Genomic DNA, 23,912 nt, shown 5'->3' on the forward strand with positions numbered 1-23,912 from the left:
AGTTTAAGGTAAAATTTCAACTACTGTATCTTTTTCGACCCATTGATACAGTTCATCGACATCTTGATTTTTTAAGGAAGGACAACCCAAAGTCCAATTGTAGCGATCGCTAATCATTTTATCAGTACCGATTGGGACACCATGTATACCAACTTGCCCACCAATCGGAATGTGCCAAGCTAACTTACCATTAATCTTTGCTTGAAAATGCTTCCGCCAAGATTGACCATTGGGATAGTCTAACCAAATAAATTTTGACCATTGTGGATGAGGATACAAATCTCTAACTTTTAAAATTCCTTCCGGTGTTCTTTTATCGCCTTCACCGTACTTATCACCCACAGAGTTACTACCAAACACTACTGGGTAAGATTTGACTGGTTTGAGGTCATAGTACAATGTCAGCCTGTGCTGAGATTTTTCAATTAGGATAGATATTTTATTTTTGTTGTAATTTCTGTCAATTAACTGCTCAAGTGATTTGTCGTAATTTAATAGTTGATTTCCTGGTAAATTGGAATGAAAATTCTGCTCAGATTGGCAATTTTTTTAGACACAAAATTTGCGGAATTTCTTGGAGGGGAGCCAAAAAGCCCAATCGAACTAAAAACAAGTAGAATAAAGAGCCACTGATTAGTAATAAGAGGATAATTTTGATCTGCTGACGATGCAGAAAAATATTTTTCAGTGGCTCTTGCTTCATCACTTTAAGTTAGTATTTTATAGAACTTACGCATAAAAACGAAAAACCCAGGTTTTAGGAAAGGGTAAAGCAGTATAGGGGTATACTTAAACTGCGCTCAGTAACCGGGGTGTATGTATCTAGAACCCTTACACCCTTACACCCATTATCCACAAACAATATTTGTGCGTAAGTCACAATTTAAATACCTGCGCCATCAAGAAATTGTTGTATGGCTTTATCTCTGAGGCTACACAAAGGCGCTTCTGGTTTTGGTTCAGGCTCGTTAACAGCAACACAACCAACTAATACAGGAGTTTTAGCAGCAGTCTGTAGTTGCTGTAGAGTTTGAATTTGTTGTTCTAAAGTTTCAATGCGATCGACTAAAGCGCGAATTACTTCCGCTTCCGAGTCGGGTAAATTGTTGTGTTCCAAAGGTGCAACGCGGACTCCAGAACGATAGACAATCCGGCCGGGAATCCCAACCACTGTACAATCAGAAGGCACATCTCTCAGGACAACTGACCCAGCACCAATGCGGACGTTATTACCAATGTGAATATTGCCTAATACCTTTGCACCAGCACCAACCACAACATTTTCACCGACTGTAGGATGGCGTTTACCACTTTGTTTACCAGTTCCTCCCAAAGTGACACCTTGATAAATCAGAGCATAATCACCCACAATTGCAGTTTCACCAATGACTACACCCATACCGTGGTCAATAAATACCCCTTGGCCAATGGTTGCACCTGGGTGAATTTCGATACCAGTCAAAAATCTAGAGAAGTGAGAAATGAAGCGGGGAATAAAGGGAAGACCAAGGTGATGTAGCCAGTGAGCCAGTCGGTGAAAAATTAGGGCTTGCAAGCCAGGGTAACAAACCAAAACCTCTAACCAGTTACGGGCGGCTGGGTCACGTTCAAAAATGATGCGGAAATCGGCACGTAGAGTAGATAGCACGCAATAGTACCCTCGAAAAGCAAACGAGCTACCATACCATATTATCTTTTTCAGTGCTTGGTTGATAAAGTGCTGAGTGCTGAGGGGGTGGACAAGGGAGGAGGGGGTGGACAAGGGTGAGGGGGGAGAAAAATTGCTCCCTTATCCGCCTTGTCTCCCTTGTCTCCCTTGTCTCCCTCGTCCGCCTTGTCCACCTTGTCTCCCTTCCAAGCCCAACTCACTCCGCCCCAGAATCTCCCCATTCTTTAATTGCGGAAAAGATTGATGAATAATCATCATTAGCAAATGACATTTTCATGGCTGTAGCTAAAATGTGTCGCACAGACTCAATGCTGCTGAGGTCTAAACCTAAAGCTTTGGCTTCTGAGATAAATAAGTCTGTATCTTTGAGCAAATGTTTTGTCGGAAAATTGGGGTTAGCATAGTCTTCTTCTAACATTCTTTGCAGCTTTTTATCAAAAGTCGGTGCATACAAAGAACTTTGGCGTAAAACCTGCATAAAAGATTCAATATTGACACCTTGACGCTGTAAAAAAGCCAAACTGAGGGCAAAGCTAGTTGTTAAAGAAGCAATTAATTGATTGAGGGATAATTTTAAGGCGGCGGCTGTCCCCACAGGGCCAATTAGTAAAGGTTCTGGGCCAAAATTTTGCAGTAATTGTAAATGTCTTTGGTATTGATCTGGGGTTGCGCCTACCATAACAATTAATTGCCCGCTTTTGGCTTCGGGAATACTTCCTAATACTGGTGCTTCTATATATTCACCACCACCACCAATGATGGTATCTCGAATTTCTTGGCTTTCGGTGGGTGTAATTGTCCCCATCTGAATAATTGTGCGTCCTTCTAGGGTACGCCAAGCTGTATCTGAAAGTAAGACTTGATAAATGGCTGCGGCATTAGTCAGCATCAAAATAATGCAATCAGCAGCACGAATGGCCTGACGGGGTTGGGCGGCAATTTCCGCGCCGGCTGCTTGTAATGGTGCTAATTTTTCTGGGGTGCGATTGTAGGCAACTACTTGTATGTTGGCTGCTAACAACCTTTGAGCCATTGGTTGTCCCATCAGTCCAGTTCCCAGAAATGCCACCTTCATTGTTCACGTTCCTTTGATAAAGCTGAGGCGAAGTCCATAACAGAAATCGCGTTTTCATCTTTTGATTGTAATTGGCTGGTGATTTGTAATTTGAGACTTAAGATGCCATCCTAAATCTCAAATTCACCCGATACGGCTGAGTACTCAGCACTCAGCACTGTAAATTCAGCCGCCAGCTGCAAATGTCGCCATAATGACAACAGATAGTAAGATACCGGGTGTAAGTAGCATTACTAGCATCAACAAGTCATGAGTATTCATAGTTTTTGTTGCTTTTTTAAATACAGGATTTCGCAGTAATCAATAGTAATGCTAGTCCATATAACAGTGATGCTGCCGACTTACAGAGAGTTTTAACTTTTTCCCTTACTTTTACTTTGGCACAATTAATCCTTTCAGGGGTTGCAAAATTTCCTGATTTTGAAGTCCTTTACTTTGGATGAGGACTCCAAAGCCACCCAAGCCATTGGGATCAATAAGTTGGTGGAGTGATTCACGTCTTTGCAACAATTGAGCGATCGCTATATCTTGCTGAGAAAGTGAGGCTATTCTATCCCCTAAACCCAACGCCATCAAAAATAAACCTTGTTGGGTAAAGCCAATTTTGGTTAAACCACATTGCTCTCCCCACAGTTCTAAGGCGGTAAAGTCAACATGGGCAGTGATATCTTGTCGCCCAAGATTAATGTAGGGGTTGTTATGGTAACGATGCTGGTAGTAGCACTGGAGGGTTCCTTGCGATCGCCTGGGGTTATAGTAGCGATGGGCAGGATAGCCATAATCAACTGTTACCACATAGCCGCGTTGCAAGCGGTCTGCTACTATACTCAACCAGTCTAAAGCCGCTAAATTAATTTCACTGCGGTAGCCATCGGGGTAGACTTTTGCAGCTAAATCAATCCCTATCAAATCAAAATATTTTGTCAACTGCGGTGTAGAAATTTCCCCGATGATTTCTTGAAACTCCCCTTCTAACAGCAGATAATTTTCATCTTGCTCTACATCAGATGGTAAGGTGACATAAATTTCTCGCAGTTCCCCAGTTTGTAAAATAAACTGATGCACTGAAAAAGCATCGACTAGTTCGTTAGAAAAAAAGCAGCCAGTGATGGAGTTACTCGGTATATCTGCTAAATTGCACCACCGCACAGGGTAATTTTGCAAACGTTGTTGTTGTTCTTGCTGCAATTCGGGAGACTTTTCGACAATCACATACTCTAAGGCTGGTAAAAAATCAGGATAATGCCGTTGATAATAGTTGAGGATATGCAACGCCAACAGTCCTTGACCTGCTCCCATTTCTACCAAGGAATAAGGCCGGGGTTGTCCTAAAATTTCCCACATTTGCACAAACTGTTCTGCTAGTAACTCGCCAAAATCAACACCGAGACTAACAGATGTGAAAAAATCACCACCTTTAAACCCAATGTTGACGGCTTTGCTGGCATAGTAGCCATGTTCAGGGTGATATAACGCCATATCCATGTATTCCGCAAAGGTAATTCGCTTTTGCGGACTTGTAGCAATGCGATCGCTAATGGCCGCACACAACGCTGGGTTAGAATTCATAAACAAGTTAGACTCAGTGGGCTTCAAATCCCTAACTTCCTTGATAAGTTGGGACTCTTCTTATTTACAATAGATATTTTCTTTATGGCTTTTCCTTAATCGTTACTAATCCATGTATCCCCAGTGCTGTGATCACACCTCCCAGCAAACCCCATGTACCATCAGCGAATACGTTGATGCGATGAATAAAAGTACGATGGTAAGCGTATTCTAATTGTCTATCAGTGACTTTGTTTTCTTCTACTAGTTTCTGCACATAATTTTCAGCTTTGCCTAGTGCAGCATAGTCTAAGTTAAACCAATAAAGTGACGTTCCTACTACCGCCACACCTGGAAAAACTAAAGTAATTAAGAGAATTGCTATACGTGCTTTCATAACACCTGATGATTTACCTATTCCATTTAACTTCTCACAGGTACAGCAAGAAATAGTACATTGAGCAAAAGAAGATAAATTTGGGAATACTCATAGTGTTTTGCAGCATTGGCTTAGTTAGGCTCACGCTATGAGAGCATTAAAAATTATTTTTCTGGGATTTGCTTATGTTTTGTGTGTTGGTTTGGTATTAATTTCCGTATCGGCGGGATATGCAACAACATCAGCCTCCGTGGATACCTTGCGACAACAGCAGGAACAAATTAATCAAGAACGCCAGAATGTGATTCAGGAACGCGATCGCTTGACTAATTTGCACAATGCTGCAAAAAAGCGTTTGACAGGGATCAACCAAAATATCAATACCACAAGTAATCAAATTCAAGATAGCGAATCACGGTTAGCCCAAGCCAATCAACGCCTACAAAAGCTAGAAGCCGATTTAGCTGTGGCGCAACGTAGCTACGAAGAAAGACAAGTCGCCACAGTCGCCAGATTGCGTTATCTTCAGCGATCGCACGCTAGTCAAGGCTGGGCAGTTTTAATGCAAAGCCAAAATATCAGTGACTTTATCAGCCGTCGTCACCAATTAAAGTTAGTCTATCAGGCAGACCAGAAAATTTTAGCCAAACTTAATGTCCAAGCACTGCAAATCAATCAGCAAAAAACTGATGTAGAACAACAAAAAAATGAAATTGCCTTAATTCGTCAGCAATTACTCTTACAAAAAGCAGATTATCAAGCTCAAGCACAGTCACAAGCAGAATTACTTCAACGCTTAAATAGCGATCGCCTCGCCTTAGAAGCAGCCGAAAATCAATTAGAAAGAGATTCCCATAATCTAGAAAACTTGATTGAAGAAAAAGTCGCCGCCTTAGAAGGACGCAGCAAAACCAACAGCCGCAATAGTATTATCATTCGCGGTACAGGAATGTTTGCTTATCCCAGCAATGCACCTACTAGCAGTCCCTTTGGCTGGCGAGTACACCCAATTCTAGGTTATCGGCGCTTTCATGCAGGTTTGGATTTTGCAGCTAGTTATGGTAGTACAATTCGCGCCGCCGATTCGGGAACTGTTATTTTTGCGGGGTGGTATGGTGGCTATGGTAGAGCGGTTATTATCGACCACGGTAACGGATTGACCACACTCTACGGACACACCAGCGAAGTGTTTGTTTCTGAAGGACAAGGAGTACAACGCGGACAAGCGATCGCGGCTGTCGGTTCCACAGGTTTTTCTACGGGGCCACACCTGCATTTTGAAGTACGTCGCCGTGGTACACCCATCAATCCGGCTGATTTTCTTTAATCACCTGCAAACTTGATCACAACCATGCTATAATGCAGAAGATTAAGGGCGCGTGGCTCAGTGGATAGAGCAACAGATTCCGGTTCTGTGGGTCGGGGGTTCAAATCCCTCCGCGCTCGTTTTATAGATTACCAAACTAGTTGTCCGCGTGACAAATTGTGTGTCATGACTACACTTACCAATATTTAAAGTGTGGCAGGACTCTTATTTTATCGCGTAACTAATCAGTTTCGATATTAGAGTTAGAATTAAGCTTTTCAAACAAAGAATCTGTTGCTCTATCCTTTCAACCCAGCATAGATTGCAATGGTGAGCATATCAATATTAAATACGTTTGCCTTGACTGCTTCAACGCTGGCGCGGCTACATTTTTTCAAAATTTTGCCTAAATCCTGCTGAAGTGTTTATTTAGAAATCATTATTCAATTTAAAAATGTCTATAGTTTAACTACAGTTGCTTTTGGGAATATTGGCATATTAATCATTACTTAAATTTTTGCTGCTCATTAATATATTGAGGTTTGAGATTTTATCTGAAACAGTAATGCCAGCAATAATTGAAAGTTAATCAGATGCAAGAAATTAACTATGCAGTTAGTAACAACACTAACTACAAGTATGTATTATCTATATTTCAAGTTTAATATTGTAGCGATCGCTTAATATCTACTTTTAAGCTAAACACTTAATTTACCTGATTCCTCAAAAAATTATCAATTACCATCATAAGTTTATTCAAATTTTAAAAAATAGTTTGCATTTTTAAAGAAGAGTGTACTTAAAAAGTCCCAAATATTGTTAATTGCAGGTCATATCTTAAAATTAATCCCGAAAATGGGGCAATTCATTAACAAAAACTAGAAAAAATCGGGATTTTATGGTAACATATTTTACAGTAAACTTTGATATCAGCAGTAACTTTTTACTCTAAATTTATACAGGTATCTAATATCAGTATATTTGCTGTATAGCTTAAACAAAGAAAATCAACTTCTAGTTTGATAACCAGTGTAGTATATAAAGCCACGGATTTTCATGATTGCGTTTAGTCAACATCAATACACTTACAATTTTCTGGTATGAATAAGCTAATTCCAGCAATCAAAATTAAAAATCTTAGTCTTTACTACAACACCCAAAAAATCCTGGAAGGAGTATCAATGGATATTTACCAGGATAAAGTCACAGCAATTATTGGCCCTAGTGGTTGTGGTAAGTCTACTTTTATTAAATGCCTCAATCGGATGAATGAATTAGAAGCTGAAGTTCATGTTGAAGGAAAAGTAGAATTTTACAATCAAAATATTTATGAACGTCGCGTCAATTTAAATCGCTTACGCCGTCAAGTTAGTATGGTGTTGCCTAAGCCAAATTTATTTCCCATGAGCGTTTATGATAACGTTGCCTATGGGGTGAAAATACTGGGATGGCGGCCGAAAGTTGAATTAGATCAAATTGTCGAATCTGCCATCAAAGATGCTGATCTGTGGGATGAAGTCAAAAATAAACTGCATAAATCTGCTTTAGAGCTTTCTGGTGGACAACAACAGCGACTTTGTATAGCCCGTGCTTTAGCAGTCAAACCCAAAGTCATTCTGATGGATGAACCTTGTTTTGGGCTTGATCCTGTAGCTGCGACAAAAGTGGAAGGTTTAATTCAGAGTTTGCGTTTGCGATCAGAATTAACAATGGTGATTATTAGCCATAACTTACAACAAGTCACACGCATATCTGATTTCACGGCTTTTTTTTTCCACCAATGAACATCGCATTGGGCAAATGGTAGAATTTGGACTTACAAAAAAGATTTTCTCTAACGCCCTTGATGTTCGCACACGGGAATATGTGTTAACCCGTCTTGGTAGTGGTAAATATGAAAATAGAGGCTAGAAGTTAGAGGCTAGGGGTTAGAGAAGAAAGTTGCTCGTATTTGCTTTTAATTTATCTCTATAGCTGTTCTTATCCCAATGAGAGGAAAGAATAATTAACCGCAGCTAAACGGAGATAGATGTAGATAAATTTATATATCATTATATTGGATAATATATTGATTATTTGTCTAAAAATTGGTTATGTTCAGATCCCCTTAAAAAGGGGGGCTAAGAGTCCTTAAAGTCACCCTTTTTAAGGGGGATTTAGGGGGATCTAAAATGATTGGCTACCAACAATAGGACTTTTGAAACATCCTCTAAGAGAATTTATTTTCAGGAGTTTTACGGTTATCAGATACTTTACTGCACAGATATAACATGGGTAATTTCTTGGCTTGGATAATCAATCATCTAAGCTAAATTATCTGTGGTAGTTTATGAGCTATGCTAAAACAACTGAGTTGAATGGCTCAGGTAGTATCATCCAAGTGCAGCCTACTGAAACCGAACAAAAACTTGTCTGTTATTCTTTTGCTCATCCAACGGAAACGGCAGTTTTATTATTAGATGCAGAAAACTTACAAATCAACTCGGAAACTGAAAAGTTTTTAACAACAGTTTGTACATGCCCAATTCAAATTAAAATTGCCTTTGCTAATTGGTGTAGTATGGGTAAACTAGATGTTGAATTGCATGGACGTGGTTACGATTTAATTCATGTACCCGTAGGTAAAGATAACGCTGATGGAAAAATGATTGCCTTTGGTTCATCTATTTATGAAAGATATCCAAAGGCGAGAGAAGTTTTAGTTTGTTCTTCTGATAAAGTGATGACTAATTTATGTAATCATCTCCGGCAACATGGATTAATAGTATATCAAGTCAGTCACCAAGGTGAAGATATCACCGTATTAAATAGTGCTACAGGCAAACTGGTGAGGAAGAATGCTAATGTACTTGAAATACCAGCGATCGCCCAATTTATTCAACAAATTAAAGAGTTAATTAAAACAGAGCAAACCCGTACTCATAGTCATTGGGTTAAGTTGGCTATTATCTCACAAAATTATAAAAATAAGTATAAAATAAGTATTACTCAAGTAGCTGAAAAATACTTTCCTGGTAAGAAATCTAGGGAAATATTTGAGCAATATCCGGCAGAATTTGTGCTGCATCAAGTTGAGCAAAATGCCCCGGTACATATCACATTATTTGAAATTGCGGCTGATCAAGCTGATATAACTGAACATCCAAAGGCAAGTATTAATAGTAAAGCAGATTTAGAACAAGCACTAAAAAATATTATTTATCAATTAACTAGTAACTCGCCTGGAAATTACATTGACATTGGGACTTTAGGTAGTGAATTTAAGCAGCAATATGATAAACCCATTACAGAACAAATTAAAAGCTTGCAATTAAGTGGCAATTTCATTAAATTTTTGCAATCATGTAGCTCTTATCAACTCAAGCAAACAGCAAAAGGTTGGCAAATAGCAGTTAAATAACCTTATATAATATTCTTATTTGATTTCTAAATTATCAGTTGAGTCAGGGAGTAGGGAGTGGGGAGTAGTAAAAAGTAGTTTTTAGGTGTCAAGATTGTTTTGAGAAATCAAATTAAAGTCTTATTATGCCAGTTCTTGATTATTTAGGTGTAATTATGTAAGATGCTTACATAATTACTGCTTAGGAAGGACTTGATAATCTAGCAAAAAAGGCAAAATTTACACATAGATAAGCTCTCAAGCTAGATTTTCAGGATTTATGGAAATTGCTCACGTTCATTTCTATGTAGAAGATGCCGCATTTTGGCGGGATTGGTTCATATACTATCTAGGATTTACCGCAGTTAATAGTGGAATAAGTTCAGCACACACTCGTACTGAAAGGGTGCAGAGTGGGGCTGTTTGCTTTTTACTATCTTCACCATTATTGCCGACAAGTCCGGTAGCAGATTTTTTGCGCTTACATCCTCCTGGGGTGGCGGATATTGCTTTTACTGTACCAGATGTGGAGGTTGCGATCGCTCAAGCAGTAGCCCAAGGTGCGACAATCTTAGAACCCATCCAAGAATATCCCGGCTATAGATGCGGTAAAATTGCGGCTTGGGGAGGGATGACTCATACTTTGATAGAAAAATCAGCCAGTGTGAATTGGGAAGCACGCGATCGCCCCATGTTTAGCGCCATTGATCATATAGTTTTAAATGTACCAGTTGGTGAGTTAGAATCTGCTGTGGCTTGGTACAAAAACGTCTTAGATTTGCAAGCGCAACAAGCATTTAAAATTAAAACTGATCGCTCTGGATTGTACAGCCAAGTGCTAGTTTCTCGGAATGGCAGTGTACAATTACCAATTAATGAACCAACTTCTCGTAATTCGCAAATTCAAGAGTTTTTGGATGTAAATCGCGGCGCAGGTATTCAACACATTGCTTTGCGAACATCAAACTTAATTGGTGCGATCGCGCAATTACGTAGCCGTGGTTTATCTTTATTGTCGGTTCCCCAGACTTATTACTCTCAGTTAAAAAAGCGGACAGAATTTCCCTTATCACCCTTAGAATTAGAAGCGATCGCCCAACAAGAAATTTTAGTAGATTGGCAAGCTAATACCCAAAACGCATTATTACTACAAATTTTTACTCAACCTATTTTTGGACAGCCAACATTTTTCTTTGAGTTTATTGAACGACGTTTTCAAGCACAAGGTTTTGGCGAAGGTAATTTTCGTGCTTTATTTGAAGCCATTGAAAGCGAACAAATAAAACGTGGAACTTTGCACTTTGAATAAATTAGTTTTGCTGATTACTGCCAATTTGGCTACATATACCTGAGCATCACTGCTAAATTATGAGTGGGAAATAACTTGCGGGCTTGATGAGCCAAGTTTTACTACACTATCTATACATGCTAAAGCATTAACAACGGACGGATTTAGGTTGGTTGCTTATTTTGCTGACTCTTTTGAGAGATTGCTACTGTTTTTCTTGTAGCGATCAGCCTCAAGCTTCTTTATCTTGAAAAGGACAAACATAACAGGAAGTCCTTGTTGATTACTCCTATCCTCACCTCATTCATTTTGTAATGGATGAGGGCTTTTTTTATTTAGCAGAATTTACCCCAATCACACCAACAATAATTAAAGCTATTGATATAAATTTAACCAGAGACATCGATTCTCGAAACCAAATTACACCAATAGTAGCGATTACAGTTGTTCCTAAACCAGACCAAACAGAATAAGCAATGCTGACTTCAATTTTTTTGAGAGCTAAAGTTAAAAAGCTAAAACATATTCCATAACAAACAAAAATTAATACTGAGGGAATAGTTCTTGTAAATCCCTCAGACAATTTCATAGAAGTTGTCCCAGCGACTTCAAATAATATTGCTGTAATGAGACAGATCCAACTACTTATCATATATTTATTGGTTTATTGTATGAGGATGATGAAAATATGATTTTGACAATCAAACAGAATGATTAAAAATTATATATTTTATAAAATATGTAATTCTGCCATGTTGATAACATTCCTCCTCATCTGATTAAAATTATCAAAATTATCTAAATCATCTAAATCATCTAAATCATATACCCGACTTCTTCAAGGAGTCGGGTATATAAATAATTAGAATTTATATTCAGTTTACCACACCTATATAATGGGGTTTACCGTACTAATAATATCATTCGGTAATCATGATGAAATTGGTGATAAAAACCGAATTTACACTCCTATAATTTGTGAATACTATAAGAACAAAGCAAATGATTTAAACCTAAATCAACTAACAAATTGAGAAATTAAATGAGGTAGAGATATGAAACTCGTTCATTGGCATCCTTGGCAAGAAGTTAACACTCTCCAAAGACAAATTAACCGTTTATTTGAAGAAGAAATGCTACCATCTACTTTACTTGATAGAACCTTAGTAAAAGTTCCTGCTGCTGAATTACAAGAAACTGAAGAAGCGATTCATCTCAAACTAGAACTGCCAGGAATTGAAGCCAAAGACCTAGATGTGCAAGTGACTGAAAAAGCTGTCTATGTTAGCGGTGAACGTAAATCTGAAACCAAAACAGAAGGCAAAGGCATTACCAAGAGTGAATTTCACTATGGTAAATTCCAACGCTTGATTCCTCTACCAACTCGCATTCAAAATACCAATGTTACTGCTGATTATAAAGACGGTATTTTGAATTTGACCTTGCCTAAAGCTGAAGACGAAAAGAAAAAAAGTCGTCAAACTAAATCTAGAATCTGTTGGCTAAAAATTAGAGACGTTGCATTGCAACGTCTCTACAGAGATAAAAATTTTGTAGAACAATATCCCCGATAATCAAGAATAGGAAGCTTAAGTAAATCAGCAAATAGCGATCGCATCGCTAAAGTCTTGGTTAACAACAGATAAAATGAAAGCGATCGCTGATGAAAGTTTAATAAACTAAAGGTTTAGCACCACTCATTTGACGCAAAGAATTGATGCAGGCTGGACAGTCACAACCAAACAAAGTAACTGCCATTTCGCTTTCTTGGTCACTGAACTCTAACATCGGTACATTATTATCATTAGAAAATTCTACTTCAGCCTGTTCAGTTGGGATTTGTGCTAACACAGACGCTCTAGCGCAAACTAAGCCAACTTTATGCTTATTGCGGATGCAAGATAAACGGTCTTCGGTATTTTTGACTACTGGTTCTGCTGCTTGTGCTTGATTAAACATCGCTGTCATCGACAGGAGAGAACTAATCAGCATCGGGGTAGAAAGTAAACTCAGTATAATTTTATTCATGGGCTGACTCAAAAATTCCTGGCGGCTTAGAATACTTTGATTAAATCTTACGTTTACCATGAATGTCCATCAGGAGCTTATGTTTCCCGGATAAGCAGGGGAGAGTTGACAGGCTTCGGCGCAGGGGGTGGGGAGCAAGGGGGAGAAGATTTCTCCAATTCTCCCTACACCCCTGCTAAGTCTACATAGCAATGTTGAGTTGGTGAACTACTATACCCTTACTCTCCTACACCCTTCAGAGAAAATCTTTGTGAGGACACTTAGGCCATTTTCCTAGTCATTTCAAATAACTGTTGAGCGTTTCTGCCCAAAAAAGCCTGAAAAAGTTCTGGTTTTCCCGGTTCCAATTCTACTATGTAACGCTGGGCAAGTTCATAATAAGCGTAAGTCCAAGGAATTTGGATTTCTGCTTGACTGCTGTCATCTAAGACTATCACCATTTCTGAGACGGCGTGGGTTGCAGTTTGGCGTAAACCACAACTTACATCACCTTCAATTTCGGCTTTCATCGGGACACCTAATTTCGCCAAAGCCTCAACAGTAGTATCTATATCAGGATATGCAGGGGTATTTTGGCGGTTAATATATCCTGTAAAGTGGTTGACGGCGTAACCATGCAACAATACCCAAGCACCATATTGAGTGATTTTATTCACTTCCTCCACCACGGAACGTCGGGGAACTTGCCAAGGACGAGAAAAGATTTGCTTTAATTGTTGTTCATCTGAGAAAATCGGTGTCCAGAAAGAAAGCATTGCGTCGGGAATTTTGGAGACTGTTTGATAAATGAGTCGGGCAATATTTTCTGGTAATTCATCAACAATTAATTCACTAATAAAGAGTTTGGGTAAATCGAATTCTGCTGCTTGTGGATGTTGATAGTGACGTGCATAAAGATGGGTAGCGGTAAATGTATATTCACCTGCAACTTCGTAACCTAATGCTTCGGCTATTTGTGCTAAGTGGTTGATTCCTAAGTTAATCTTTCCTTGGGGACTATCGACTAGCAACCGCAAAGACCGAAAAGCAATATGGTCGTTGGCAACGGTTCCACCCGCATTTATAATCATTTTTTCGTAAATTTGAGCATAATTGACTCTGGCTTTGTATTCTTGCCAAAGTGATTCCCAGAGGGACGATGCGAGTTCGGGGTTCATAATTTCTCACGCAGAGGAGTAGGAGGCAGGAGGAAGGGGGACAAGGGAGACAAGGGAGCAATCTTTCTACCTTGTCTACTCAGCACTCAGCACTCAATACTTTGGAGAATATCTGAGAGAATATCGAGGGCGGTTTGTATTTGGTGGCTGTCAATAATTAAGGGTGGACAAAAACGAATGGCGGCTTTACCACAACCAAGTAATAATAAACCGCGTAAAAAGGCTTCTTGGATAATGCGATCGCGTAGTTTACTATCATAATTACCTGCTTCGTCGACTAAATCGACTGCGACCATCAAACCTTTGCCTCTGGGTAACGATATTTGCGGAAATTTTTGATGTAACTGGGTTAAGCCAGCTTGTAATAGTTCTCCCATTTGGGTAGCGTTGGTCATCAAACCGCTTTCTAAGAGTCGCAAAGTTGCCAAACCCGCCGCACAGGCCACAGGGTTGCCGCCAAATGTGGTAGCGTGGGAACCAGGCGGCCAGGTCATTAATTCTGGGCGGGCGAGAATTGCGCCCAGGGGTAAACCACTGGCGAGGCCTTTAGCGGTGGTGATAATATCAGGCATCACACCCCAATGTTCAATAGCAAACAAGCGGCCTGTACGCCCCATCCCTGATTGCACTTCATCTACTACCATTAATATGCCGTAGCGATCGCAGATATCTCGGATTCTTTGCAAAAATCCATCTTCTGGGACAATATAGCCGCCTTCTCCTTGAATTGGCTCAACGAAAATTGCTGCAACTTCCTGGGGCGGCAGCATGGTATTAAATAATTGTGTTTCTAAATAATCTAAACTTGCGTGAGTACCGTAAGGAATGTGAGTTACCCCAGGAACTAACGCCCCAAAGTTAGCCCGTTGCACAGTTTTGGAACCAGTCAGGGACATTGCGCCGTATGTACGTCCGTGGAATGCACCCAAAAAGGCAATGATGAGCGATCGCTTGGTGTAATATCGAGCTAGTTTAATTGCACCTTCGTTCGACTCCGCCCCAGAATTGGTAAAAAATATTCTTGCACCTTCTGGGAAGGGGGCGCGAAAGGCTAATTTTTCTGCCAATTCCACCATTGGTTCATAATAAAAATCCGTCCCTGACATGTGCAGCAAACAAGCCGACTGTTCTTGAATAGCTTGTACAACTTCTGGGTGGGCGTGTCCGGTAGCAGTAACAGCAATACCCGCCGTCATATCTAAAAATACATTGCCGTCAACGTCTTCTACCATACAGCCTTGACCGCGAGCCACCACTAAAGGATAGTCGCGGGTATAAGATGGGGAAGTTACAGCGCGATCGCGTTCTACAATTGCTTTAGCACGAGTCCCTGGTAAAGCTGTCACCAAACGCGGCACACTAGGTAAAGGTTGATTAATGGAGATACTTAACATTTTTTAGATTTTTTTTAGATTATTGATGATTAAACTGTCATGTTCGATTTTTGACAGTATCATTTGCTGCTATTTGTACAAATGTTACGTATTGACAGAACAACGGTAATATGAGTTATTTTCTTCTGGATAAATACCGTAAATTTTTCATGAATCCTCCGCACAATTTAGCGCCAAAGTTTCATGGCTCTTATCTTACTGAGTATCTATTATTAGCTGATGATGGGAAGTACTGAATTTCGTGAGCTTGATTCTAGCAAGATGAACTTAGTTATAATGCCACTATTGTAATCACGGTTTCTGGATTGTCAAATTAATATCGACCAGATATTAAGCAAGTGTAATTATTATTGATTAATAGCAATTTTTTCTAGCCTATGAGTAACTTTTTGCGTCACACACTCAGCCTGTCTTTGGGTATTGCTTCCTTATTAACTGCTACCTTTGCTCATAGCTATTTTCCTACTCAGTTAAAAAACCTACAACTCTCATCATCAGAAAATCGTCAAGATAATTCTGCCTCTTCTCAACCGCAAATTTCCTGGGCTGCAATGCAAACTCTGAGTCTTAATACACCTGATAAATATGCGGCTGGTGTATCTGTAGGCTATCCCGTAATTGACGAATGGAAGAATTATAAATTTAGTATTAATGGTAATCAAATTTTATCTACAACTAAATTACCAACTAGCAAAGTTAATTTTAACCAAACAGATTTATTAAGTACCCTTGTCAATACCCGACAATATTTCAAAGACCACGCTACAGATGACCCAGATATTCAACGTAAGGGTGTCTTAGGAACTCAAGGAGTCAGTGTCGAAGATGTTCTCAAAACACTAGATTTCATGATTGTTGTCTTAAAACAAGATATTGCAAATAATCGCCCGACACGTCTCCAAGACCCGAACTTTATTAATAATAATTTTCGGGTGATTAGATGGAATGCTTATAACAAGCAAAACACTCGCCAAAAACAGCTACGCATCACCAAATATGCAGTATTTACCCATACAGGTTCTCGCACTAAAACAGCTAAGTTTAATACACCAATTTATAGTTTAAAAGATAACGCAATTACAGATAAATTCTATACACGCTACACCAAACAGGATGTTTTATCCGGTATTTATGAACCTGGTGGTAAAGAATTTGGCAAAGTTCAACCATTAGCTTATCTTACCCGTGACGGCTTAGAAGAAGCTCTGTTACAAGGTACTATCTTGATTAAATTTACCGATGGTTCACAAGCATTTTTTAATGTTGATAGAAATAATGGTATGTCTTACATTCGGGGTTTAAAAGGAACAGCCCAAAAGCGTTATTGGTATTTTAAAAAAAGTAGATGCCATTAAAGGTTATGGTCACAAAATAGATGCCAAAATCTCGATTAAGCCAGGAGTAACTTTTGCTGGTGATGTCCTCAATGTTGGCTTAGGTAAAATAGTAGTTATAGAACATAACCAAGATGGACGTAAAAATCTAAGAATGGGAGTAATTGCTGATACAGGTGGAGCCTTTTTACCTAATCTTTACCAACTCGATTTCTTAGCAGGAATTTTCCAAAATCGCCAAGAATTTAACCAGTATATTCAGCAATTACCAGAGTATGTTACAGCTTATTTCTTAGTTAAGAAATAAGAATTTGTAGTAGCTCGTCTAGTCTAAAAAATCTATTTTATCCACATTTATCTGCGGTTAATTTTTTCAAAAAAATACCAGATTTTTCACAAAGTTTGAAGAATCAAAAACTACCAAAAGGGTTATTGCCAAGGTTGAATAGAGTAATCAAAGAATAGATACTCATTTCAATAATTTTTTCGTTTTATCTCGACAGCAAAAAACCCAGTTACTGATAGTAACTGGGTTTTTTCGATCTATTGCAATTGTAAATTATTACAAAGCGATACTTAAGAAACCGCTTTCGATTAAATAAGCTGTGTAAGTCATAAACAACTTAGAATCAATTGGCGGACAGGAAATAGAACTACCTGCTAATGCTTTCACAGTTGCTTCACAGCTAATTTTTGGTCTTCTAGCTTGCAGATACAAATCAGGAATTGTGAGTTGTTCTTCTGACCAGCGTTCTAGTAAGAATGGGCGCAAAGTATATAAAGGATTATCTGGTGAAGCGGCATTTTTAATTAACTCTGCTTGCCATTCATCGTAGGGTAGCATTTGCACTGGATAACCAAAAGAACTAACCCAGTCAACTAATACTTTTAAAGAAACAGGGTTGGGATGTTGTAAGTGGAAAGCTTTACCTATTGATTCTGGCTGCATGGACAGATAGACAATAGCTTTACTTACATAGTCTACAGGAGACATATCCAACATATACTCTACGTCGGGGAAGTAACCCATTTGTAGACAACCCTTGACCATTAAGTTGATGAAGTCGTGGGTGTTACCGATACCTGTTTGACTGTCTCCGGCGATTAATGGTGGTCTGTGGATTGTAACAGGTAAACCGCGATCGCTGGCAATTTTCACCAACTTCTCAGCCACCCATTTTGTTTGCGAGTAACCGAGGAAAATACCTTCCCAGTGGCTAAAATCATCATCTTCTTTCACCACTTTACCAGCGTAAACAGGTGATTCAAATACAGCCACACTAGAAACGTAATGTACAGGCTTAACTTTGATTTGACAAGCCAATCTCAATATTTCTTGAGTACCTAAAACGTTAGCTGCTTTCAGTGCTGAGTAGGGATAAACGTAGTTCAACAAAGCACCACTGTGATAAATGGTGTCAATGTTGGTAGCTAACGCTTGGAATAGTTCTGCGCCAAGTCCTAACATTGGTTGAGACAAATCACCAATGACTGGGATAATGCGAGGATTTAATTCATCCTGACCAATTCCATACTGTTCTAAGTTCTTGTATAGCTTGTTTTTACCTTCTTGGAGACTGCTTGCGCGTACCAAGCAATACAATTCTGCGTCGGTTTGTTCTAGCAGTTCCCGGATGATGAATGCGCCTAAAAAGCCTGTGGAACCTGTCAAGAAGATTTTCTTGGGTTTGTCTACAGGTGTGTAAACAGCACCACCAGGATGAATTGTGGGGTCAAGGACTGCTTCAGCTTGTAAATCGAGAGTGGGGATATCAGCGATCGCATTCCCACTTGTTTGCTTTACAATCCCTGTATCTTGCACATCAGATTGTTCTACTAATTCCTCAGCTAAACGCTCCGACAAAGATGCAATATTAGGATAATGCCACAATAATAAAGGAGATGGTTGAAAACCCAGCAATTCCTCTAATTTACTTACTAGAGTCATCGCTTGTGCTGAGTCTAAACCGTAGTTTTCCAAATTTTCGTGGATATCAACTTCATCAGTTTCTACACCCAGTAACTCAGCCAGGTGAGACACCATCCACGCTTGAATATCTGCTGCGCTATAAGACATTGTTACCTCTTAAATTATTGACAAACTTCTGGACGATACTGAGTGTAGTAATCAGGTATTTGCAAACCTTGAATTTTTAAATTTTGGATGCGATAGGAAAACGCTGCGCCCTTCATAATCTGGTCAGCAACATCCACAACTGTGCGATTTTGAGGTTCAGCTAAATAAGAACCACGTACCCAGTCATTAAAACTACCCATCGCCGGGCCGCACCAAATTTGATAATCAACTTCTCGACCTTTTTCACCAGCAGTAGACCAGCGAGAAGATAATCCTAAATACCATTTAAAAATCACAGCCATTTTGAGTTTAGGATTATTAACTGCTTTACCTAACTTTTCTGGATTCTTTTGTGATAAATAAGCAGCAGTTCCTTCCCAAGCCTCAGCAATAGTTTTCCGAAAAACTTGTTTTTCTAACTTCTCCCTTTCCGCTGTCGGGATTTCTTCAATTGAGTTATAAGTGCGGTACAATTCATACAATTTCTGCGCGCGCATCGGGAACATCGTACCCCGTTTTAGCACTTGTACCTTCACACCCATTTCAAACATATCGCCTGCGGGAGCCATAGTTACATCAGCCATTTCCGCTTGCGCTAATAGTTTTTTGGTATGCTCACAAGCACCAGATTCAACACAAGCTTGATTAACTGAACCAGTAACTACATAAGCAGCACCCATCATAAAAGCTGCTAAAGCTGATTCTGGGGTAGCAATTCCACCTGCTGCACCAACCCTAATTGGTTGAAGATAATGATATTGAGCTTGAATTTCATCCCTCAAAGCAATTAGTGAAGGGAGCAAACAAATCAAAGGACGGTTATCAGTATGACCGCCAGAATCAGCCTCCACCGTAATATCATCAGCCATTGGCACTTGTTCTGCCAATCTTGCTTGTAACTCAGTAATTAATTTTTGTTCAACTAATTCTTTTACAAGTTTGGCTGGTGCTGGCTGCATAAATTTACTCGCAACTTCCCGGCGAGAAATTTTAGCGATGACTTTATTTTTGATTTCAATTTGATTAGCAGCATTTAAACTTAAGCCTGCAACTCGGTAATAAACAATGTTGGGAGTTAAGTCTAAAAATGCTGAAGCTTCAACAACCTTCACGCCATATTTTAAATATAAATCCACAGCCCGGCGTTCAATAGCCATATCATTAGGGCTGTGAATTAAATTAAAAGCGTAAGGGCCATTTGGTAAAGCTTGTTGAATTTTTTGAATTGCTGCTTCTATTCTTTCTGGAGGTAAACCACCAGCACCAAAAGAACCTAAAATTTTCTCTTTTCCTAAAGCAATGACCAGTTCTTCTGAAGCGATACCACCAGCCATTGCTCCAGTCATATAGGCATATTTTACGCCGTAACAAGAGAGAAAACTAGGGTCGCCTAATTGTTGTAGAGAAATTGGCGCAAGGGAAGCAATTAACTCTAATTGAGAAGTTGTGCTATTTTCAGCAGGAGATAAATATCCTTCATTGGTAACGCCAATCTTACCTGCAATTTTGACAATATAGCAAGGTTTATCTAATAGGAGTAATTTATTTTTGATAGCTTGCTGTTCAAAGGATATTGTTTCTAAATTACCTTTCCAAACAAGATTTTGATTGTAGGTGTATGCGGAGAATCTTAAGCCATTATCTTGGGTGCTGAGTGGCATATCGAAGGTAGTCACAGTAGTTATCCCTCGGATTGTTAATTGCGAATTTTATTGTTGTGGTTAGGTGAATTATTTTTTGAAACGAACCACAAAGGACACGAAGAGCGCGAAGGGAAGAGAGATGAGAGAGGATTTTTAATTACTCACTAAGATGCTCTTTTTTAGCTTTGTGAACTTTGCGTACTTTGCGGTTCGTTAAAAGATTTTTTTCATTACTCAAGTAGAATTGCTATAATTTGAATTTCTTAAGAAAGGTCTAAGAATAAAGCTTTAACACTTTATCCTTAAACCATGAGGTAACGTGCATTCAAGCTTATTCTTTAAGCAAATCTTCCGCGCAAACTAATTGCAATTGAATAATTTCACGCATCTGCTGACTAAAATCTTGCCGCGCTTGTAAAAAAGCTGTATGTGCTTGAGTTATCCGAGCATTATTAGCATTCAGCTTTTGACAGTGAGAGGTATTTAACTCCAGCATTCTGATTAGGGTATCTAAATCTTGATTGGTAGCAGATGCTTGTGTTGGTGTGGCGATTAACTCAGAAGATTCTACTTTTTCCTCTGCTGCAAAACCGTGTTCAATGATATTTTTTATTGAAACTTCTGTATTTTGAGTCAAAATATCATTGCCTAAGATTTTATGAGTATCTTGCAGCGATTTGATGATATCAATTTCATCTGGCAATGGTATATTTGAATGCAGATTTTCAGCTTGAATACCTTGTGCTTTACCGGCTAAATCTTGGAAAAGTTGGCGATTTTCTTCGGTCAAAATACTAGCGGTTATTGATTTACCACCGACGGTAACAGTGCGTAAGGTGGCTTTATTTTGTTTAGGTGCAGGTGTGAGATTGTAGAGTGGTGATAAATCTACAGCTACGCGATGGCTGAGAAGTTTTGCTAGTGCTTTGACAATAGTAGTGTGGTCATCCATACCCCGGCGGTTGAGGGAGACGGTGATATGATCTTTGTCTTCGAGAATTTTATCAATCCAGCGTGAACAAACTCCACCCGCACCAGCTTCGATGAATATTCTCGCGCCGTCGTCGTGGAGGCGGTTAACTAGGCGGGGGAAGTCTAATTGTTGGCAAAGTCCGGTGGCGATGCTGCGAGCGATCGCACCACTCTCTAGTACAATAGGCTGATATTCAGCCGCAGAATAGAAGGTTACACCAGCTAGATTCTGGGATGGCAAAGTATTTAATTTGACTAACTCTCCATACTCCGATCGCATCGTTTCACAGTGGATAACGTGATCGAAGGGAGCTACGAAAGAGTTACAACCCAAGGCAGAAATGACTCGCTTACAAGCGGCTGGCTCACCAGCAATTAAGACTTCTTCCGGTGTATTAATTTGTGTGAGATAAACTTGCGGCTCGTTTTTGATAGCCTCCTGCACTTGCTCAGGACTAGCCATCAAAACGAAGTTACCCCAAAAGCTTTTATCTAAATTATCCGCGTTTGGTAAGCCCCAAAACTCGCGTACCGCATTTTTCGGCCCAGATAACCTATTCCCAAACAATGCCGAGGAGTTGAAAGAGTTACTACCTTGAAAGAAATCACTCCAAACTCCTTGCGCTACCATCATGCTTGTTTCACCCAAGCTGTAGCCAAATACATACTTTGGCTTAACTTGAAAGTCATCACAGATAACCGTGGTGAGCAGTCTGGTAAAAAACATTTCCGCTTCAAACATTGCTAAAGAATCATCTAGCAATTGCTTTTCTAGAGTCTCTAGCTGTCTGAGGGATAACTTACTCAAACTTCTGGGAAAAACTCGTAGTTCTACATCCGCTACCCGCTTATGCAGACTCTTCACCATGTAGTCGTTGAAGATTCTGGGGAAGAGGCGGAAGAGATTTCGACCCATACCTACGTATGAATTCACCGCCGCCGGATACACATAAGCAATCTCACCATGCTTTCCTAGAGGTTTCGGTGTGAAATAACTACCTATAGGTGTTTGCCAGTCTGTGCCTTTTTCAAACGCCGTTTTGACACCCTTACGCGCCGATTCAATTTCTTTGAGGAGTTCTTTTTTGTTCCGTCCGTTAATGGCGATGGCGTATTGCGCTTGGGGGTTTGCTTTGTATGTAGCAAAAGCTTGACTAGCACATTCTGATAAAGAAGAACTAGCTTCAATGCTCTTTTGCAGACTATCTAGAGCCGCAAAAATACTGTCTTTGTCGTTAGCTGCTATCGGGAACAGATGATATGGCATTTGTTCCAAATATCTGCTAGGGCGTTCTTCTTGGGTGGGGTCTTCCGAGATAATCACATGAGCAAAAGTACCATCACAACCCAGACCGTTAATTGCAGCTATCCGACGGTCAGAGTCTTTACCCAAGAACCAAGGACGAGACTCTGTAGCCACATAAAAAGAACTACCTTCCCATTGTTGGGGTGTTTTCACACCAGACCAGTTAGGCGTACCAGGAATGTAGCGGTAGTAAAGACACAACGCTGTTTTGATTAAGCTGGCAATTCCCGAAGCTACTTGAGTGTGTCCGATATTGGCTTTAACGCTACCAATAGCAGAGTGCAAACCATGACCTACCGATGGATATGCTTGCAATAAACCTGTAATTTCGGTTTCGTCTTCTTGGGGAATACCACTGGCGCAAACCTCTACATATTTCACTTGAGAAGGTTGTACACCTGCACTATAGAAGGCTTCGTTAGCGGAGTTAACGAGGGATTGTCCGATACTGATAGCATCAATGGTGGCATAAATGCGATCGCCATTTTCCTGCGCCACATCGTAGCGTTTGAGAACAACTACACCCGCACCTTCACCCACCGTCCAACCGTTGGCTTTTTGGTCATAACTCAACGTATTGACACCACTGTTTATCTTGGCTGTTTGATTGCGTAATAAGACATTCTCTACACCACCAGCCAAATCAACAGCACCAACAATGGCTGCGTCTGCTTCGCCAGTCATCAGTAGCATTTGCGCGACTTCTAAAGCTTTGAAAGCCGAAGTCTCTACAGCAGTGAGAGTGAAAGCAGGCCCGGTAAAGTTCCACAGTGAAGAAATGCGACTCGCCATGATGTTGGCGATATAGCTTAAATACTCACCAATTTCTACTTGTTGGTGAACGCTATCTTTAACGATGGTTTCTAATTGAGTAATCTTTTCTGATGGTAAAGTAATTTCTGCCGCATTCAAACCATCTTTGACTTGCCAAGACAAATCCCATCTTTGCTGTAGTTGGTGGACAGATAACTCTGTTTCAGCTGCAATAATTACTGCTACATTTCCGCCTTCAGGTAGGTTTGCATCTTTGATGGCGCGTTCTGCAACTTTCAGCAGTAATAGTTGTTGGGGGTTGAGTTTTTCAACTTCGTTGGGAGGAATCTTATAGGCTAAGGTATCAATTTCAAAGTCTTTGATATATGCGCCGACGGGGGGTTTGCCTTCAGTTAAACCGTAGTCTTGGAGTAAATCTTTTTCTGTGTCGATGCCATACCATCTTTTTTCGGGTAGAGGTATGAAATGTTGTTTACCGTCGTAAATACTGCGTTCAAAAGCATCTAAGTTATTGCATTCACCAAAGAAGGCATCCATGCCAATAATGGCAATTTTGTTTTTATTATCTTGTGTCATTACTAAG

15 protein-coding genes, 1 tRNA gene and 3 pseudogenes are annotated in these 23,912 nt (G+C 39.8%); 7 read left to right on the top strand and 12 right to left on the bottom strand.

Annotated elements, in window-relative coordinates:
• Positions 1-3: 3 nt before the first annotated feature.
• From ACX27_RS33480 to ACX27_RS07575, 5 genes are all read right to left on the bottom strand, one after another.
• The gene (locus ACX27_RS33480) at positions 4-399 is read right to left on the bottom strand and encodes a L,D-transpeptidase family protein (protein ID WP_235526544.1); all 396 of its coding nucleotides are present in this window, start codon (positions 397-399) and stop codon (positions 4-6) included.
• A gap of 484 nt (positions 400-883) precedes the next feature.
• Positions 884-1,648, bottom strand: a complete 765-nt coding sequence (gene cysE / locus ACX27_RS07560; RefSeq protein WP_062290434.1) for a serine O-acetyltransferase — start codon at positions 1,646-1,648, stop codon at positions 884-886.
• 217 nt (positions 1,649-1,865) lie between these two features.
• A complete protein-coding gene (locus ACX27_RS07565; RefSeq protein WP_062290437.1) occupies positions 1,866-2,744 on the bottom strand; it encodes an NAD(P)-dependent oxidoreductase in 879 nt (292 codons plus the stop codon).
• A gap of 372 nt (positions 2,745-3,116) precedes the next feature.
• Complete coding sequence (locus tag ACX27_RS07570; protein ID WP_062290440.1) at positions 3,117-4,313, bottom strand: class I SAM-dependent methyltransferase; 1,197 nt, start codon at positions 4,311-4,313, stop codon at positions 3,117-3,119.
• 82 nt (positions 4,314-4,395) lie between these two features.
• Positions 4,396-4,689: a hypothetical protein gene (locus tag ACX27_RS07575; protein WP_062290443.1), complete on the bottom strand. Its 294-nt coding sequence runs from the start codon at positions 4,687-4,689 to the stop codon at positions 4,396-4,398.
• 130 nt (positions 4,690-4,819) lie between these two features.
• On the opposite strand from ACX27_RS07575, the gene ACX27_RS07580 reads away from it, so the two are divergent.
• The 5 genes and pseudogenes from ACX27_RS07580 to hppD all read left to right on the top strand — a co-directional run bounded on the left by ACX27_RS07580 (position 4,820) and on the right by hppD (position 10,665).
• On the top strand, positions 4,820-5,998 hold the full coding sequence (locus ACX27_RS07580; protein WP_062290446.1) for a murein hydrolase activator EnvC family protein: 1,179 nt from the start codon (positions 4,820-4,822) through the stop codon (positions 5,996-5,998).
• A 46-nt stretch (positions 5,999-6,044) separates the two neighbouring features.
• Positions 6,045-6,117 (top strand) — tRNA-Arg (locus ACX27_RS07585).
• Between the two features lie 960 nt (positions 6,118-7,077).
• Positions 7,078-7,888: pseudogene (locus ACX27_RS07590) on the top strand (phosphate ABC transporter ATP-binding protein).
• Between the two features lie 418 nt (positions 7,889-8,306).
• Complete coding sequence (locus ACX27_RS07595; protein ID WP_062290449.1) at positions 8,307-9,377, top strand: NYN domain-containing protein; 1,071 nt, start codon at positions 8,307-8,309, stop codon at positions 9,375-9,377.
• A 259-nt stretch (positions 9,378-9,636) separates the two neighbouring features.
• Complete coding sequence (gene hppD / locus ACX27_RS07600; protein WP_062290452.1) at positions 9,637-10,665, top strand: 4-hydroxyphenylpyruvate dioxygenase; 1,029 nt, start codon at positions 9,637-9,639, stop codon at positions 10,663-10,665.
• A 310-nt stretch (positions 10,666-10,975) separates the two neighbouring features.
• Here the strand turns inward: hppD and ACX27_RS07605 are convergent, their stop codons facing one another.
• Positions 10,976-11,296, bottom strand: a complete 321-nt coding sequence (locus ACX27_RS07605; protein WP_062290456.1) for a DMT family transporter — start codon at positions 11,294-11,296, stop codon at positions 10,976-10,978.
• A gap of 403 nt (positions 11,297-11,699) precedes the next feature.
• Between ACX27_RS07605 and ACX27_RS07610 the strand changes: the two are divergent.
• Positions 11,700-12,150, top strand: a pseudogene (locus ACX27_RS07610) (Hsp20/alpha crystallin family protein).
• Positions 12,151-12,315: 165 nt separating this feature from the next.
• Here ACX27_RS07610 and ACX27_RS07615 read toward each other — a convergent pair.
• The 3 genes from ACX27_RS07615 to ACX27_RS07625 all read right to left on the bottom strand — a co-directional run bounded on the left by ACX27_RS07615 (position 12,316) and on the right by ACX27_RS07625 (position 15,223).
• The gene (locus ACX27_RS07615; protein WP_062290460.1) at positions 12,316-12,672 is read right to left on the bottom strand and encodes a hypothetical protein; all 357 of its coding nucleotides are present in this window, start codon (positions 12,670-12,672) and stop codon (positions 12,316-12,318) included.
• Between the two features lie 260 nt (positions 12,673-12,932).
• Positions 12,933-13,829 (bottom strand): DUF1338 domain-containing protein, encoded by an 897-nt coding sequence (locus tag ACX27_RS07620; RefSeq protein WP_062290463.1) that lies wholly within the window; start codon positions 13,827-13,829, stop codon positions 12,933-12,935.
• Between the two features lie 86 nt (positions 13,830-13,915).
• Entirely contained in the window at positions 13,916-15,223 is a 1,308-nt protein-coding gene (locus tag ACX27_RS07625; protein ID WP_062290466.1) for an acetyl ornithine aminotransferase family protein, read from the bottom strand.
• 377 nt (positions 15,224-15,600) lie between these two features.
• On the opposite strand from ACX27_RS07625, the pseudogene ACX27_RS07630 reads away from it, so the two are divergent.
• A pseudogene (locus tag ACX27_RS07630) lies at positions 15,601-16,864 on the top strand (hypothetical protein).
• A 255-nt stretch (positions 16,865-17,119) separates the two neighbouring features.
• Here the strand turns inward: ACX27_RS07630 and ACX27_RS07635 are convergent.
• From ACX27_RS07635 to ACX27_RS07645, 3 genes are all read right to left on the bottom strand, one after another.
• Complete coding sequence (locus tag ACX27_RS07635; RefSeq protein WP_062290469.1) at positions 17,120-18,634, bottom strand: thioester reductase domain-containing protein; 1,515 nt, start codon at positions 18,632-18,634, stop codon at positions 17,120-17,122.
• A gap of 14 nt (positions 18,635-18,648) precedes the next feature.
• A complete protein-coding gene (locus ACX27_RS07640) occupies positions 18,649-20,295 on the bottom strand; it encodes a PfaD family polyunsaturated fatty acid/polyketide biosynthesis protein (RefSeq protein ID WP_062290472.1) in 1,647 nt (548 codons plus the stop codon).
• A gap of 313 nt (positions 20,296-20,608) precedes the next feature.
• A complete protein-coding gene (locus tag ACX27_RS07645) occupies positions 20,609-23,905 on the bottom strand; it encodes a PfaB family protein (protein ID WP_062290475.1) in 3,297 nt (1,098 codons plus the stop codon).
• Positions 23,906-23,912 lie beyond the last annotated feature (7 nt).

It is taken from the genome of Nostoc piscinale CENA21 (assembly GCF_001298445.1).
Classification (GTDB): Bacteria; Cyanobacteriota; Cyanobacteriia; order Cyanobacteriales; family Nostocaceae; genus Nostoc_B; species Nostoc_B piscinale_A.